The sequence below is a fragment of the Ignavibacteria bacterium genome (assembly GCA_017302895.1).
Lineage (GTDB): Bacteria > Bacteroidota > Ignavibacteria > Ignavibacteriales > Ignavibacteriaceae > UTCHB3.
Window position 1 is genome coordinate 787611 of sequence record JAFLBV010000002.1, and the last position, 16850, is coordinate 804460.

At 42.7% G+C, this 16850-nt stretch carries 16 protein-coding genes; 1 reads left to right on the forward strand and 15 read right to left on the reverse strand.

Going from position 1 to position 16850, the window contains the following annotated elements; genetic code table 11:
* Window positions 1-6: 6 nt before the first annotated feature.
* Complete coding sequence (locus tag J0L60_11005) at window positions 7-984, reverse strand: polyprenyl synthetase family protein (GenBank protein ID MBN8546645.1); 978 nt, start codon at window positions 982-984, stop codon at window positions 7-9.
* A 3-nt stretch (window positions 985-987) separates the two neighbouring features.
* Window positions 988-2031, reverse strand: coding sequence for a type 2 isopentenyl-diphosphate Delta-isomerase (gene fni / locus J0L60_11010; protein ID MBN8546646.1), 1044 nt, complete (start codon window positions 2029-2031; stop codon window positions 988-990).
* Between the two features lie 282 nt (window positions 2032-2313).
* Here fni and J0L60_11015 point away from each other — a divergent pair, with 282 nt between their 5' ends.
* Window positions 2314-2547 (forward strand): hypothetical protein, encoded by a 234-nt coding sequence (locus J0L60_11015; protein MBN8546647.1) that lies wholly within the window; start codon window positions 2314-2316, stop codon window positions 2545-2547.
* 95 nt (window positions 2548-2642) lie between these two features.
* Here J0L60_11015 and J0L60_11020 read toward each other — a convergent pair whose 3' ends face one another.
* The 13 genes from J0L60_11020 to J0L60_11080 all read right to left on the reverse strand — a co-directional run bounded on the left by J0L60_11020 (window position 2643) and on the right by J0L60_11080 (window position 16841).
* Window positions 2643-3962: a c-type cytochrome gene (locus tag J0L60_11020; GenBank protein ID MBN8546648.1), complete on the reverse strand. Its 1320-nt coding sequence runs from the start codon at window positions 3960-3962 to the stop codon at window positions 2643-2645.
* Between the two features lies 1 nt (window position 3963).
* Complete coding sequence (locus J0L60_11025; protein MBN8546649.1) at window positions 3964-4827, reverse strand: protoheme IX farnesyltransferase; 864 nt, start codon at window positions 4825-4827, stop codon at window positions 3964-3966.
* Entirely contained in the window at window positions 4828-5529 is a 702-nt protein-coding gene (coxB, locus tag J0L60_11030; GenBank protein MBN8546650.1) for a cytochrome c oxidase subunit II, read from the reverse strand.
* A 6-nt stretch (window positions 5530-5535) separates the two neighbouring features.
* Window positions 5536-5841, reverse strand: coding sequence for a cytochrome C oxidase subunit IV family protein (locus J0L60_11035; GenBank protein MBN8546651.1), 306 nt, complete (start codon window positions 5839-5841; stop codon window positions 5536-5538).
* Window positions 5842-5849: 8 nt separating this feature from the next.
* Window positions 5850-6407, reverse strand: coding sequence for a cytochrome c oxidase subunit 3 (locus J0L60_11040; protein MBN8546652.1), 558 nt, complete (start codon window positions 6405-6407; stop codon window positions 5850-5852).
* A gap of 68 nt (window positions 6408-6475) precedes the next feature.
* Complete coding sequence (gene ctaD / locus J0L60_11045; protein MBN8546653.1) at window positions 6476-8128, reverse strand: cytochrome c oxidase subunit I; 1653 nt, start codon at window positions 8126-8128, stop codon at window positions 6476-6478.
* Between the two features lies 1 nt (window position 8129).
* Window positions 8130-8918 (reverse strand): SCO family protein, encoded by a 789-nt coding sequence (locus tag J0L60_11050; protein ID MBN8546654.1) that lies wholly within the window; start codon window positions 8916-8918, stop codon window positions 8130-8132.
* On the reverse strand, window positions 8915-9763 hold the full coding sequence (locus tag J0L60_11055; GenBank protein ID MBN8546655.1) for a c-type cytochrome: 849 nt from the start codon (window positions 9761-9763) through the stop codon (window positions 8915-8917). The genes J0L60_11050 and J0L60_11055 overlap by 4 nt, the downstream gene beginning before the upstream one ends.
* An 81-nt stretch (window positions 9764-9844) precedes the next feature.
* Complete coding sequence (locus J0L60_11060) at window positions 9845-10927, reverse strand: quinol:cytochrome C oxidoreductase (GenBank protein MBN8546656.1); 1083 nt, start codon at window positions 10925-10927, stop codon at window positions 9845-9847.
* Between the two features lie 97 nt (window positions 10928-11024).
* Window positions 11025-12191, reverse strand: coding sequence for a DUF3341 domain-containing protein (locus J0L60_11065; protein MBN8546657.1), 1167 nt, complete (start codon window positions 12189-12191; stop codon window positions 11025-11027).
* Complete coding sequence (gene nrfD, locus J0L60_11070) at window positions 12191-13477, reverse strand: polysulfide reductase NrfD (protein ID MBN8546658.1); 1287 nt, start codon at window positions 13475-13477, stop codon at window positions 12191-12193. The genes J0L60_11065 and nrfD overlap by 1 nt, the downstream gene beginning before the upstream one ends.
* A gap of 84 nt (window positions 13478-13561) precedes the next feature.
* On the reverse strand, window positions 13562-16645 hold the full coding sequence (locus J0L60_11075) for a 4Fe-4S dicluster domain-containing protein (protein ID MBN8546659.1): 3084 nt from the start codon (window positions 16643-16645) through the stop codon (window positions 13562-13564).
* Window positions 16632-16841, reverse strand: a complete 210-nt coding sequence (locus J0L60_11080; GenBank protein ID MBN8546660.1) for a hypothetical protein — start codon at window positions 16839-16841, stop codon at window positions 16632-16634. The genes J0L60_11075 and J0L60_11080 overlap by 14 nt, the downstream gene beginning before the upstream one ends.
* Window positions 16842-16850 lie beyond the last annotated feature (9 nt).

Sequence of the window (16850 nt, forward strand, 5' to 3'; positions counted from 1 at the left end):
AACAGCCTATTTAGTCCTGTTAAGCAATGAATTCGCCAGGGATGTAAACAATTCGATATATTCCTGATTCTTTAAAACCGACAGTTGCCCAAGCGCTTCAAAAGTGAGTTTCTCAACTTCGTTCCGGGCATCCTCAAGCACCCCAAGTCTTTCAAAAAGATCGCGGTAAAATCCGATTTCATCAGGTTTGGCACCTTTGTTTATTGCTATCTTTTCGAGGGCCAAACGATCCTCACCACTGCTTTTCTCGAGAGCCTTCAAGAAGAGGAATGTCTTTTTCCCTTCAAGAAGATCGCCACCAACCGGTTTTCCAAGAGCTGAGGTGTCGGCTGTGATATCGAGCAGATCATCCTGAATCTGGAAGGCCAGACCAACAAGAAATCCATAGTTTGCAAGTGCATCCACTTCAGCATCACTTCCACCGCCAAGTATGGCACCCACTGCACAACACATTTTTGAGAGTGCCGCAGTTTTTTTGCCGATCATTTCAAGATACTCATCGAGCGATACAAACTCCCGGAGCTCGAAATCCTTGTCGAGACTTTGACCTTCACAAACCTCTATAAGCCCTCTCGTAAAATGTTCAACCGCTTTCGCATTCCCCTTCAGGTCTTTCTGAAGATACTCATAAGCGGCAGCAAGAAGTACATCTCCCGTTAGAATTGCGGTACTCAAGTCGTACTTAATGTGAAGTGTAGGCATCCCTCTTCTTTTATCGGAGTTATCCATAATGTCGTCGTGGACGAGAGTAAAATTGTGCAACATCTCAACAGCGAGTGAGGCGTGCAACACCTCTTCAAACGAACCACCTACCGCCCGAGCGGAAAACACAACAAGAACGGGACGAATCCTCTTTCCCGGGCTGTCCATAATATAATCTGCAGGAGCATAGAGAGACAAGGGCTCCCTGTTTTTCATTACCAGAGAAAGCTCTTTGTCGATTCTCTCTTTTACTTCTCCGTAGAGTTTCTTAAAATCATCCATTTATCAGATCAATTCCTGTTTCTTCTTAATTTTTGACATTCTCAATTCTTCCAGTGTCGGGGAACCGGTAAGGAACATTACTTTTGTCACTGTGTCGAACCAGTCCCTGACCAGATTTACCACACCATCCTCTCCGTTCTCCAATAATTCCTTCAGGATTCTTCTCGCAGAAGCGGTAAAATCAGCACCGAGTGCAAGAGCCTTCGCCACTTCCATACCGGAGTTGATACCTCCCGAAGCTGCCAGTTTGAAATTATATTGCCATCTGAGTTCGTTAATGACTCTGACACAATAGCTGGTTGGCAATCCCCAATCCCAAAAATCGTGGCTGTTGTCTCCACCGTTCCTCAAAATCTCAACTCCGCTCCACGATGTACCCCCCGCGCCGGCAACATCCACCATGTCAACCCCCACCCAAAACAGTTCGTCTGCAGCCCTGTCGTCAATACCCGACCCTACTTCCTTCACAATCAGAGGGATTTCCATCTCTTTTTTGATTGCAGATAGTGCGGTTAGAAGTCCTTTAAATTTCGTCTCTCCACCCTTTTGGAACAATTCCTGAGCCGGATTCAGATGCACAGTAAGAGCATTTATATGAGATATTTTTATCAGTCTTTGAAGTTTTTTGATTATACCGGGTTCAACAATCTGTGCAGCCCCAATATTTCCAAGCAACGGTATTTCACCGGCAGCTTCCCTTACCTTGTCAAAATGCTCATTGAAGTTGTTGCTTTCAAGAGCATATCTTTGACTGCCAAGCCCGAGAGGGATGTTTAATTCTCTGGCAGCTTTAGCAAGTTTTAAATTTATGTTTACGGTTTCGTCTGTTCCGCCGGTCATGCAGGAGATGTAGAATGGATAATCTGTCTGATATCCAAAGAAGTCACTGTTCAATCGAATCTCATCAGGATCGACCTCGGTCAGAGCATTATGAATGAAACCATAGTGCTCGAAACCCGCAGTTACATTTCTAAATGTTACTGCATCGGATGCACACAGTTCAAGATGCTCTTTTTTTCTCTTTAACAGTTCGTTATCGTCAGACATTCAATATTAAATTTCTTTTGCTAAAATATTAAAATAATCATTTTTCTTCAAAAAATTTAAGGTTTTCCAAGTCGTGGAACCAAAATGATGCACAAAAAGTAAAAAACACAGAGGGATTGGTAACCGTCATCAACCGGGTACCGGTTCTTCTGTCTAAATAACCTTTTTCAGGTTAGACTCAGGCGTCTTCTAAGGCTGTCTCCCGCAACAGACAGCCTTTTTTTATACTGAAAATTTGGACTCAATCCCTTATCTTTGTAGTATAATTAACGATTTAGTCTGATGTTCAAAAAAAATACACTCGAAAAATCTAAAAATTTTATTTTTTGTACCGAATGCGGAAGCTCCCTTTCTGACTTTTACCTTTCAAAAGATGTAAGAGACACAAAAAGGCTGGAAGAACATTATAAAAACTGCAAACAAACCGGCAAGTTCAAAGGTGAGATGTGTGCAAAACTCTTTATCGCCCTCGATTTCGAACTTGATCCGGAAGACGACCTGCCCGAATTCCCCTAACCCCCATTCAAAAAAAAAAACTGCCTCCCATCTCTGAAAGGCAGTTAAAACTTAAATACAAGAACAGCTCATAGATCATAGCTCATAGTTAATAGCTATTTCGTTTTATAATTCTCCATAATGTATTTCGCAACAGCTTTCACTTCCTTTGGCTTCAAACCCTGGGCAGGCATCGGCGGATAAGCAGGATTTACCTTCACAGGATTACCAATAAAGTTGTAAAGCTCATTAAGTTTTCCCTCATATTTTGGGAGAGTCTCTTTATATGGAGGTCCGACAAGTTTAACATCCCACTTGTGGCATGCCTGACATTTCTGCTGGAAAATTGCTTCGCCACTGATCTCTGCTGCACCTGTTGCTGCCAACATCTGTTTCATGGTTGAATCATACTGATCGGAAAGAGCTATTGAGTTCATTTTTGTGCTCTGTTTGAACGCACTCTGATCACCCAGAATGAGAGCCACTGCAGAGAAAACGACGAATAACAACGCCCAGCTTGTTGCATTCATGTTCTTCTTCTTCACAATCTCGTAAATGGAATGGAATAGACCAAATAGAAGCAATGCTGCTATAGCAGAGTACATCAATGTCGTCTTGCTCAATGATGAGGCAGGAATCTGAACAGTATGAATCAAGATGAGGAGTGGCAATACAAAAGCTGAAAGCATTGCAATCTTCGAGAATTTCTCTCTTGCAAATTCCTTATACTCTCCTGATTCATCCTTTATACCACCGTCCCAGTAGAAAAATCTGAATAACAGAACGATCGAAGTAACAGCAAAACCAAATGCAAAAAGATAGAGCCACTTAATAAAGAAACTTCCTGAGGCAAAAATGTGGAGCAGATTCTTCGAAGCTTCCCATTCGTTAGAGTAGATACCCAAAGAGATACCTGCTATCACGAAATATGTTGATGAAATCATCATGAACATACCCCAGGGACCGGTGAAACGGTTAAGATCACTTGCACTCTCGAAGTAGGAGTCAACTTCTTTGTTCCCCTCCATCGATTTGAACAATCCCTTAAACTCCAAAGAATAGCGATAGATATAAACCAGTATTACCGCAGGAACACCAAGAAGTGCACCAAAAAACAGATAACCGGTTGCTGCTATTTTCAACTGATGAAGTATCTGTGCTCCGATAAATGTCAGAACAAAAGGAGGAAGCATCGCCAGAATAACACCCGCAGTCTTCTTAACTGTTACGGTTCGTATTACTTCCGACGAAAGACGAAGATAAAAAGGATTACCCGTCGATTTTGCCTTCCTCTTAAAAAAGAGCGACAGCGACAGACCGCCCATCAACATACCCGTAAACGGGATGTAGAGGAACAGCACCAGCATCATCATATAGTGCAATAACTGAATGTGCTCCAGCGACTGGGGTAAAACTAATTTGTCGAGAAAATCCATACTAAAATAATCCTTTCGGAATCAATTTATCGATTGAGACAACTAAAACCAGGTACAATACAAAGTAATTTATTCCCATAAATGCCTTTCTGAATGCGGGTCTTCCCGTATCATGCTTCAGAAGCTGGATGGAATAAATTACCAGGGCTCCGGCAGAAAAGATGATCATCAGCAATGCAACCCATCCGCTTACGAGATTAAACATTGGGAACAGCAAAGCCGAAAGTGCAGTTGCAAATATCCATGCAAAAGTAATTCTTGCAAGTTGTTCCTCGCTGAATCTGCTCATGATAGTCGGGAGGCCCGATGAAACATAATCTTTATTAAGGAACAATAAAAGCAACCAAAAATGGGGTATCTGCCAGATAAAGAAGAAAAACGCCAAAAATACACTCTCGGGAGATGTAAGGTCTCCGCCTCCGGCGACCCACCCGGCAACAGGTGGAATGGACCCGATTATGGATCCCGGTACAACCGCGAACGGATTCTTCCTCTTCATGGGTGTATAAATTACATTATACCACACCACAGCAAGAAGACCAAGCAACATTTCGACATAGCTTGTCATGAACAACAACAGGAGTGAGCCTGAAACAATGAATGCAGATGCAATCATTATCACCTGCATGCTTGAAAGAGACCCTGCCGGCAGTGGCCGGTTCCGGGTTCTGTTCATTTTTAAGTCAATATCAATCTCCTGCAGATGATTGATGGCAGCAGAACCGCAAGCTGTAAGAAAAATCCCGATTACCGGGTAAATTACACCAAAATCAATCTCTCCTTTAGATAAAAGATATCCAAAACCGGTGGTGATTGACACCAGAACGGTAATCCTTATCTTTACGAGATCGAGAAGTGTTTTCATTTATTTTTTCTTCTCAACTTTAGCCGGTGCTGTTTTTACGGTATCAACAGGAGCAGCAGTTGTATCTACGGCCGGGGCTCCGGAGGTGATTCCGGCAGCTTTTGCCTTACCGGCAAGCCATGCATCAAAAACATCCTGTTTTACAATATGCACTTTTGTGTACATATTCCAGTGGTTCAGTCCGCAATATTCAGCACAGGCAATATCATACACTCCGGTCTCATCAGACTGAAACCAGACCATGTTGTTCTTGTTGGGAAGTGCATCTTTTTTGAACCGGAAATGCGGCATGTAAAAACTGTGATTCACATCGGAGGAAGTTACATCCAGTTGAATCGGCTTCCCTGCGGGTACATACAAAGTATCAGTTTTCACACCGTTGTCATATTCAAAATTCCACTTCCACATCTGTCCGATAACCTTAATTTTATAGGCATCAGCAGGGGGGGTGGCAAGTGCTTCATATCCGAGGTAACCATACCAGAACATTCCTGCCACGAGGAAAAGCGGGATAATGGTCCATGCAACTTCAAGAGCCATGTTCCCTTCAATATTCACCGCTTTTTTGTTTCTCTTTGCGTTATACTTGTAAACGAAGTATAACATCACAATTGTGATTACAACAAGGAGTACTGCAGAAATGACCACAATAAATGTGAAAGCATGATTTACACTGTCAATGTAATTTGTTTCGTTAAACATTTATAACTATCCTTGCAAAAAACTGTAGTCAGAAAATAAAAGAATTAGTGATATTGCCAGGAAAAAGATGGATGTGTAAACAAACAGAGTAAACATCCTGTTCTCAACTTCCAGATGCATGAATACTTTCATCACTAAAAATGATTTAACAGCAGCTACCGAAAGTGCTGTTATTATCGTCAGGTTACCAAAATTGATTCCCGCAACCGCCACAGTCAAACCGGTTAGTACCAGCAGGGCAAACCAGATAATTATATAGTGACCGTAACCGTGTGCGTGATCTTTATGTTCGTGTGAATTATGTTCGCTCATTTAAGACCTCACGATATAAGATAAAATAATGGGAAAAGGAAAATCCAGATCACATCCACCAAATGCCAGTAAAGACCGGCAGATTCGAGGCGAACAAATTGACTCTGATTTATTTTGTCTTTCCAGGTCCACCAGGTCATTACACCGATGAGTACCATTCCGATAATTACATGAAGACCATGAAGTCCCGTCATAACATAATATAAACCGAAAAACAGAATTTCACCACTCTCCTTCTCAAGGAGTTTTTCACTTCCGGGATAAATACCATGTGCTATCTTCGCAGACCATTCAAAGTATTTATTGACAAGAAAACCACCTGCCATTGCAAGTGTCATCAGTTGGAAAAAGAGAGATAAATATTTCTGCCCTCTGGAGATAGCTACAATTGCAAGCACAATGGTAAGACTGCTTGTAAGCAGAATTATCGTATTGAGAGCACCAAAAAGGGTATTTAACTCTTTGGCTGCAATGTGAAACTGCTCCGTATGGGTAAATTTATAAACTGCATAGACCAGAAACATTCCGCCGAACAAAAGAAGTTCGGTGAACAGGAAAAGCCACATTCCAAGGCGGGAGCCCTCATCATCACGATGAATGTGCTCTACTGTTCCCTGTGCTGAAGTTGTATCGCTCAAACTTTTTCCTCCTCTAATTCAGGTTCAGAAATCTCGTTTCTTTTGTATTCATATGGACCTCCGTGAACTTCCGGAGTTTTTTCAAAATTAAAAACGAACGGTGGAGTTGGAGTATGCCACTCGAGTGTCTCACCACCCCATACATTCTCTTCTGTAACTTTCTTTCCTTTTTTGATGGCGTTAAACAGGTTGATAAACATAATCAGAAGACCTGTAATCAGTATCCATGAACCAACAGTGGAAAGCATGTGATAAATCTGGAATTCAGGAAGATAATCATAATATCTTCTTGGCATTCCGAGCCATCCCATCACAAACATGGGGAAGTAGAGAAGATTGAAACCGACAAATAATGTCCAGAATCCTGCTTTAGCAACAACTTTGTTGTACATTCTGCCGAACATCTTGGGCCACCAGTAATGCATGGCAGCAAAAATTCCAAATCCTGTACCACCAAACATCACATAGTGGAAATGTGCCACAATGAATGAAGTATCGTGAATATGAAGATTAACCGAGAGGGCTCCCTGTATCAGTCCCGTGAACCCGCCGATTGAAAAAAGGAATATAAAACCGAGAGCAAACAAAAGTGGCGGTTCGGTTAATATTGACCCCTTGTACAGGGTTGAAACCCAGTTGAATACCTTTATTGCCGACGGAATCGAGACAAGGAAAGTCAGAACCGAGAAAGCAATCATGGCTACTCCGCTCATTCCTGAAGTAAACATATGGTGTGCCCACACGAGAGAACCCAGGAATGCAATCGCCACACTCGAAAATGCAATGAATTTATAGCCGAAAATCGTCCTTTGTGCAAAAACAGGGATTATCTCCGAAACCACACCCATCGCAGGTAAAATCATGATATACACAGCCGGGTGAGAATAAATCCAGAACAGGTGCTGATAGAGAACAGGATCTCCACCTAAAGCAGGATCGAAAATTCCCACTCCGAGTGTTCTCTCAAAAACCACCAAAAGAAGTGTAATACCAATAATTGGAGTTGCAAGAACCTGAATCCATGCAGTAGAATAAAGCGACCAGATAAAGAGAGGCATTCTGAAAAATGTCATGCCCTTGGCTCTTAATCTGTGAACAGTAACTACAAAGTTTATACCTGTTAGAATCGAGGAAAAACCCAAAACAAAAGCAGCCATAAGAGCCGGTATCACATTCGTGGAGGTTCTTACAGAATATGGGATGTAAAAAGTCCACCCGGTATCAGGTGCTCCTCCGGGGAGAAAGACAGAGGTAATGGCGAGCAGTCCACCAATAAGGAACAACCACCATGACATAAGATTAAGCCTCGGAAATGCCACATCAGCTGCTCCCAGCATTATTGGTAAAAAGAAGTTACCGAATACTGCGGGCAATCCCGGTATAATGAACAGGAAGATCATTATGATACCGTGAAGCGTAAAAAATGAGTTGTAGGTCTGGGGATCCATGATGGTTCTTCCCGGAGCTATCAGTTCGAGCCTCATAAGGAAGCCGAAAGTGACACCAACAGCAAAGAACGCCAGCATCGTAACGAGATACAATATCCCGATCCTCTTGTGATCCACAGAAAGTATCCAACCCAATAAACCGGAATGCTTACCTTTATAATCCAGATAACTTACATTCACATCGTTTGTTGTTGAAGACATATTATGCACCTTCTTTAATATCTTTTGTTTTTGATTTCCTTACTAAAACTACAATTGAGACAACAGCCACAAAAATGATTATTATCCCAAAAATCCTGGTAACATTCAGTACATAGGTCTGACTCTCACCGTCATAATTGAAGCAAAATTTCAATACCTTCGCAACTGTCGGAGCAGTTGTGCCATCCATCGCTTCTATTACAGCCATCTTGATATCGAACGGAAGATACTTCGGTCCTATGATATACCTGGTAATCTTTCCATCCTTTGCCAGAGCCATTACAACTCCGGGGTGGATAATCTGATCACCTGATCTCTTGAAGGTTATTCCGGCAAGTTCGGTCAACTTCTTAATTGAAACTGAATCGCCCGTCAGGAAATACCACGAATTTTCAGGTAATCCGACAGCTCCCGAACTAAGTACTCCTTTTTTCTTCTCGGCAGCATCCTTCCATGTCTCGTTGTGATCAATCGAGATGCTTATCAACTGATATTCCTTGCCCGGCGCGAGATCGACTCTTCTGACCTGCGATGCGATGTCTGCAATCATCGGTGAACAGAGAGACGGACACTTATAGTAAACAAACATCAAAATGGTCGGTTTATCTATAAGACTGCTTAGGGCAACCTTCTCCCCTTTCTCATTGGTAAAAACCATATTGAGAGGAAGAGTAGTGCCCAGCTTGCTGTCATCGAGACCGGCAGTTTCGCTCCCCTGCCCTGAAAAGGCAGGAACCTGAACCGCAAGAAAGAGTACTAAAATGAAATAGTATTTGATTTTGTTTATCACAATGAACTTTTTAAGAAACTGAATAATTTATCGAGTTCTTCTTCACCGAGAGAGAATAATTTATACTTGAATCCGTTGAACTCTATGTTTTTCTTCACGAATTTCAAGAGGGCGTCAGTGCCATCCTTCCAATCCTGATTTTTACTCAAAGCTGAAAGAGCAAGTTTTTTATCGTGCACAACGCTCAGGAACAATGCTGCACCCGGATCTTTCTTCCCTCTTGCATCAATTGTTTTAATCAGGTCATCAAGTTTTTTTATGGAAGCTGAATTATCTTTCGATATAATGGCGACAGCTCCCTTAACCGGAATGGTTCCCGGTTTGAAAGTGCCTTTCGTCAACTGGTATTTATCTTCCATCTGTTTGATATTTGCATCGGTAACAGGTGGAGGATTTGTCATGAAATTGTTGCGGATAAAGTGTATCAATCCGAGTCTCTGGTCTGCAGGCAAAACATCATAAGCTGCCATATTATTGGCAATGATCCCTTCCTGAAGGGTTTTCCACATATTGTATATGTCATTGCCGTTTGTCCACCCTTTTTCCTGGTGGAAGTTTCTCGGTTTCGGATTCAAAGCTGCACCCGCAGCTCCGTCGCCTTTGCCGTCGGCACCATGGCACGATGCACAACTTGTGGCATAAATTTCTTTACCTTTGGCAATCAATTCATCAGATGGTTTCTTTATCATTTCAGCATCGACTGCTTTCAGGATCGCTGCATCTGCCACAGGAAGTTCGGCAACTATGGTGGTGGAATCAAACAAACGGGCAGGAAGTGAATTCTCATTCACCTGACCAAGATTCCTTACATAGTAGATTCCGATTCCAAGGAGTACTATCAGCATATACGGATATGAAGCCGCAAGAAAAGCAAGTGGATTATCAAAAATCGATTTTTTCTGATCACTCATTTTTTATTTTACCTCCTACAGCCTGAAATTCAGTCCTCTGTCAAGCTTTGGATCGCCGACAGGAACTGCATTATACTTTTTGAAATTGAAGTAAAAAACGATGATAAGAATTCCGACTGAGGCAATCGGGAAACCAAACTCGCTTAATACATATATAAAACCACTTTTCTCACCGTGATACTGGGGCATTATCAACCAGTAAAGGTCGATCAAGTGGGCGATCAGTATCCAGACAGCCGCAAACTTCAATCTCTTCGGGTCTTTCTTTGCAGGAGCCGGCAGAAGAAGTGCGTATGGTACAAGAAAATGAACCACAATCAAGGTCAGGCTGATTGATGCCCACATTCCTTCCCATCTGCGAATAAACCAGAAGGTTTCCTCTGGAAGGTTGGCATACCAGATGAGCATGAATTGTGAAAATGCAATGTAAGCCCAGAAGTTTACGAATCCGAAGAGCAACCCTCCAAGACTCGCCAATGAATCGTCTGTCAGTCTCGGGTGCATATAACCGTTTTCCTTTAAAAGGATCACAGCCAGCGTAGTGGCGGCAAGTCCGGCAAGCATCGTTCCGGAGAAGACATAAACACCATAAATGGTGGAAAACCAGTGTGGTTCGAGACTCATCATCCAGTCAATAGCAGAAAATGTAATCGTGATTGCAAACAGCGGAATGAAAATCGCTGATGCCACAATATTTTTCTTTGTCAGTTTTTGGTCTTTGGTTTCGTCCTGTTTTCTGGAATTTCTAACAACAAAGAAATAGTAAATCGACCAGATTGCGAAGGTAACCACCACTCTGATTATAAAGAACTGAATGTTCAGGTAGGGTTCCTTCCCCTTCAACAGTTTATCACTCTCGACTGCTTCTGTATGTGACCAGTGAAACAGGTCATGCATAAAGAAGAAAAGCGGGACAGCAATGAGCAAAAACAACGGTACTGTCGATGCAAAGAATTCGGGTACTCTTCTCATCGGTGTGCTCCAGTCTGCGTTCACCACATACTCGAGAGCGATGAGAAACAGCGATCCCATCCCTATTGTCAGGATGAAGAAGAAACCAAGCAGATAGGAGAATTTCGCTCTTACAGGATCAAGAATAAGCCCGAAAGCACCAACTATCAGGCCAACAGCAAGGATAGCCAAGCCAATGTTGAGTACCTTGTTGGGCAAAACTTTTTTCACATATTGCAAATCATTATTTGCCATTTGAAGTGTTCTCCTTTCTGTACTGCTGAATATCAGCTTCTGAAGCATTCTTGGCTTTTTGCAAAGCTCTTATGTAAGATACCACAGCCCATTTTTCCTTTACAGTAAGCTGGTGTGAGTAAGAAGGCATCACATTCTGCCCGTTGGAGATTACATGATAAATGTTTCCGTCTTTCCACTGTTGCAACTTAACCGTATGCAGACTTGGAGGATTCGGGAATTGCTGATTCAATCTGCTGTCGCCGTCTCCATAATTTCCATGGCAGGGAGAACAGAATGTTAAATATTTCTTTTGTCCGAGTTTCAACACTTCCTCACTGCTTACAAGAGGATTCTCGAGTGGAATAGCGGGTTGAGCGGTTGAATCTTTGTATTCATATGGCATGTGACCCCTTGCTACAGTTCCTGCAACCGGTTCTCTCATCGTTTTTCCATCAGCAAAGAAATCACTCTTAGCCTGAGGCATCGCTCTAAACTGGTATTGCATCCAGTTGAATGGTGTGATATAAAGAAGTTTGTTGAGGGCGAAGTAAGTACCTCCTGAAACCAGAACAGCCACCGTGACAAGAATCCCGATGAATCTCGGGTTAAATGCATCCTGCCAGGTTTTTTCGATTTCATAGACTTCAGATACAGTCTTACTGCCAAGTGAAGCAAACAAGGCTCTGACTTCTGTTTCATTAAACTTCGGATCAGCAGCTCCGATGAAAACACCATATTTATCTCTTGAGACTGCCTGCATGTATGGAGTGTCATGCAAGGGGTGTTTGTTGTCAGGGAACCGGAAGAAAAATGTTATCATCCCGATTACCGTTGCAAGAGTTGCAAAAAGTACGGTCAGCTCAAAAGTAACCGGAATAAATGCCGGAAGCGAGAAAAACGGCTTTCCACCGATATTCATCGGGTAATCCACAACCATCGTCCACCACATCAGAAGCAATGCGAATGCAGCTCCAGAAAGGCCGAAAACGAGGGTTACATATCCGAGTTTCGAAGGTTTCAACTTCATCGCGTCGTCCATGCCATGAACGGGGTAAGGAGTGTGAACATCGAAATCTTTGTAACCTGAATGAGAAACTTTCTCAGCAGCGTGAATTATTTGATCAGGTGTATCAAACAGGGCTGTTATGCCGTGTAATTTTGTTGTGCGTTCCATTAGTGGTCACCCCCGTGATGTGTTGGTTGTGCACCGTCAGCAACGGCCTTAATTTCAGAAATTGCCACAACAGGCATTGCCTTTACAAACAAAAGGACGAGTGTAAAGAAAAGTCCAAAACTGCCGAGCAACAGACCGAAGTCATATAGTGTCGGGGTATAATATCCCCAGCTTGATGGAAGAAAATCTCTGTGGAGTGATGTAACTGTGATTACAAATCTTTCAAACCACATTCCCACATTTACGAATATTACGATAACCATCATAACGGGGATTGATCTTCTGAATTTCTTCACCCAGAAAAACTGAGGGAAAATAACATTGCAGCTTACCATGATCCAATATGCCCAGGCATATGGACCGAAAGCTCTGTTTATAAAAACAAACTGTTCAAACTGAACTCCACTATACCATGCAACGAAGAATTCCATCGCATAAGCATAACCAACCATCATTCCTGTCGCAAGTATAACCTTGTTCATCTTTTCGAGGTGGTCTATCGTTATTATATTCTCCAGGTCAAAAACCTTTCTGACAAACACTAGCACGGTTACCACCATCGCAAAACCGGAGAAAATGGCACCGGCTACGAAGTATGGCGGGAATATTGTTGTGTGCCAGCCGGGCATTATCGAGACTGCAAAGTCGAATGATACGATCGTGTGTACCGAGAGAACGAGAGGAGTGGCGAAACCGGCGAGAATAACATACGATTTCTCGTAATGTTGCCAGTTTCTGTGTGAATGTCTCCATCCAAGACTGAACAAGGAATAAATGAATTTCTTTATTTTTCCTGTTGTTCTGTCTCTCATTACCGCAAAATCGGGAATCAGACCGATGTACCAGAATACCAGCGACACGGTAAAATAGGTTGAAACTGCGAACACATCCCAGAGGAGTGGTGATGTGAAGTTAACCCACAATGAGTGCTGATTTGGATGCGGAAGCAACCAGCCGTCGAGCCAGGGACGACCCGTGTGGACTGCCGGAAAGATACCTGCGCACATTACTGCAAATATCGTCATCGCTTCTGCAAACCGGGCGATCGCCGTTCTCCACTTCTGCCTTAAAAGGAAAAGAATTGCAGAGATAAGTGTACCGGCGTGACCAATACCAACCCAGAAAACGAAATTTACTATATCGAACGCCCAACCAACCGGTTGATTGTTACCCCACAGTCCAATTCCGTAGTAAAAAGTTAATCCAAGCGAAACCGCACCAATCATCAGAAGGGAAAGCGTGATACTAAGAGCGAAAAAATACTTCTTAGTCGGCTTCTCCGACATTGGTTTGGCTATCAGGTCCTCTATCTCACCGAGAGAGAGCCTCCCCTGAATTAACGGAAGTTCTTTACTGTAATCTATATTCACTTACGCTTCCTCCGTATTAGTGTTCCACAATCTTGCTATATATGATACATTTGGCTTGACATTAAGTTCTTCGAGCAAATGGTACGCAAGATTATGGTCGTGAAACTTCTTGAAATCAGTATCTTTTTCTACAAGATCACCAAAGGATATTGCTTCTGCAGGACAGGCCTCCTGACAAGCGGTTTTAACATCGCTGCCTTTAAGTTTCCTTCCATCCACAAGTGCCTTGCTTCTGGCATCTTCAATTCTGTGAACACAGAATGTACATTTTTCCATGACACCTCTCGGTCGAACCGATACTTCAGGATTGTTTCCGAGATTTACAGGTTCTTCATAATAGTAACCATTTGCGAAATGATCTCTGAAGTCAAAGAAGTTGAATCTTCTTACTTTATAAGGACAGTTGTTCGAGCAGTATCTTGTACCAACACATCTGTTGTAAACCATCTGGTTCAAACCGTCAGGGCTGTGTGTGGTTGCAACAACGGGGCAAACATTTTCGCATGGTGCGTTGTCACAGTGTTGACACATCATCGGCTGATAAGCTGCAACAGGCTCTTCTGGTGTTCCCGAATAGTATCTGTCGATTCTCATCCACTGCATTTCTCTGCCGGTGAGTACCTGATCTTTACCTACCACGGGGATATTGTTTTCGATGCTGCATGCGACAGAGCAGTTTCCACAGCCTGTACATTTGTTCAAATCGATTGTCATTCCCCACTTGACATCAGGGTAGTCGTATGGTTTGTAAAGTGAAATCAGTTCATGCTTCCCTTTATGAAGGAAATCAGGCTCTTTTTCATACTGTTTGACTGTACCTTCCTGAATTATTTTTCTCTTCAGGTGGGCATCTTTAATAAGTGTTTCATCATAAGTATGATGATCCTGTGTTGATGCAAGATTATACATCCCATCAACCTTGGCGAGCGTTGCTGTTGTAAACACTTTTTCACCAAGAGATTTGAGGAATACTGAAGCATCCTTGCCAACCTCAAGTGCTACAACGGGGCATTTTGTTCTTCCATATCCCAACTCCACAACCACTGTGTTGTCAGCGAGACCGGGTTGAAGCAGAACTGGAAGTGTAACTTTCTTACCATTTACCGATACTTCAGCCAGACTGTTGGTCTTTAGGCCAAGTTCTTTTCCGGTTTTCTCCGAAATGGCAGCGTAGTTGTCCCAGGTAATTTTTGATACAGGGTGTGGAAGTTCCTGAAGCCAGCCGTTGTTCGCATGTCTTCCATCTCCGAGAGCGTAGCTTTCAGCGAGGATAACTGCGATCTTGCCTGCAGGAAGCGGATTGGCTGTTGGCACATCTTTTAATGTCCACTTTGGAGTCTCCACCTTCACATCAGATTCGATCCATACACCATCATGTATGACACCCGACCAGAATTTGTCGAATGAACCGGTACCTTTCCAGGAAGATTTCCAAGAGGTTTTTAAATAATCGAGATAAGCTGTCTCTTTGTAACCGTCTGCACTCCCTGAAAGCCATTGAAGCAGGATTGCCTCTTTTTGACGGGTGTTGTAGAGTGGTGCAATAACAGGTTGCATGGTACTTGTAACATTACTTCTTACCTGTGCGTCACCCCAGCTCTCGAAGTTGTGATTTATCGGCAAAACATAGGTCGAAGAAAATGTCGTCTCGTTCTGAAGTGTGGCAAGTGTCACTACTGTACTGACATTCTTTAGTGCTTCTTCAAAACCTAGATCTTTTGGGAAATGGTAAACAGGATTTGAATCCAGGTTCACCACGAGTTTCACTTTACGCGATTTCATTTTCTTTACAAGTTCAGCAATGTCACTCGACGACGAATAATCGTGAAGATAAACATCCTCTGTCTTTTTGCTGTACAGGGAAGTTCCGCCTGTCATTTCATTAAGAAGATTAACAAGCACATGAACATCCGCTGGAACTGTCTCACCCGCAAACACTATGGCTTTACCTTTTGATGAAACGAGATCACCAATCAGTGAATTAAGTGATTTGGCACTCTTTGCCGCAAGACCCGATTTTTTAACAAATGATTCAGCAGTAAACTCACCAAGTTTCCCGGCGAGTTCCTTGGGAACCAGATCTTTTCCTTTTCCACGCTTGCTCACTTCGTTCATTAAAGTGAGTACAAAATCGTAGTATTGCTCCGGTTTTATCCTTAAACGGTAATCTGCACTGGCACCGGTTGTACTGTAGTTTGCCTCGGCAGCGTACAGTCTGTTAAATTTCTTTGTGTTGTTTACATCACGGCGTGATCTGATGAGTCTCTGCTGTTCGAGATTGTTTCCGTCGGTTCCAAACAGGCTTGCCTCAAGTGCAAGAATCACATCAGCCTCTTCCCAACTGATAACTGCAGGTACAGAATCCTCACCATAGCATTTTCTCCACGCTGAAATTCTGTTTTCACCGGAGAAAAGATCATAATAGTAAAATTTTATGCCTTTATACTTTTCCTGCAATTCTTTCATCAGTTTCATTGCAGTCGGTGAAGTCACTCTGTTTGAAATAAAAGCAGCCTCATCACCTCCAAGAGAGTTGAGTTCAGCAATCACTTTTTTGTCAACTTCCTGCCAGCTTACAGAATTGTAGGAACCTCTTCTCGAACTCTGTGGCTCTGTAATCCTTTGAGGATCGTACAAATCCATCACGGATGCATGTCCCTTTGCACAAATTTTTCCGGCGTTTACAGGATGATCAGGATTGCCGTCAACTTTTATGGGTCTGCCCTCACGGGTTTTAATCAGAATACCACATGAATGAGCACAGCCTGCACAGGTGGAGGCGTAGAAATTTGGTTCACCGATTGTTATCTCACCCGGTTTTTTGTTGTAGGGCATCAACTCCCCTTTTTCCTTGTAATCGGAGCACCCTGCTGCGGTAAAGGCGGCAGATGCACTCAGAAGCGCAAGAAATTTTCTTCTCGAGATTCCCGTCATGCTCTTGTGGGGATCAAATTCCTCTTTTACACCCGGCATGAATTCATTATAATGACTCTCGTCAAGCTTTCCACCGGCTTTGTACTCTTCAATACTGCGCCACAATGAATCATTCATCTGATCATTCGATTCTTTATTATGCTCGCTCATTTACACCACCTGTGGTTTTTCTTTTAACTGAATAAGGATTCTCACGAACGGTGATATTCTTTTTCGGCTCTTCCTTTTTACCAAATCCCAAAAAAGAGAAAATATTTCTGAAAGCGAAAAAGCCTGCTCCAAGCAACGCAAGAGAGCCTAAAAATTTCTTTCTGTCCATTTTAAGAGTTTCTTTGTTTTCTGACATATTCTGTTC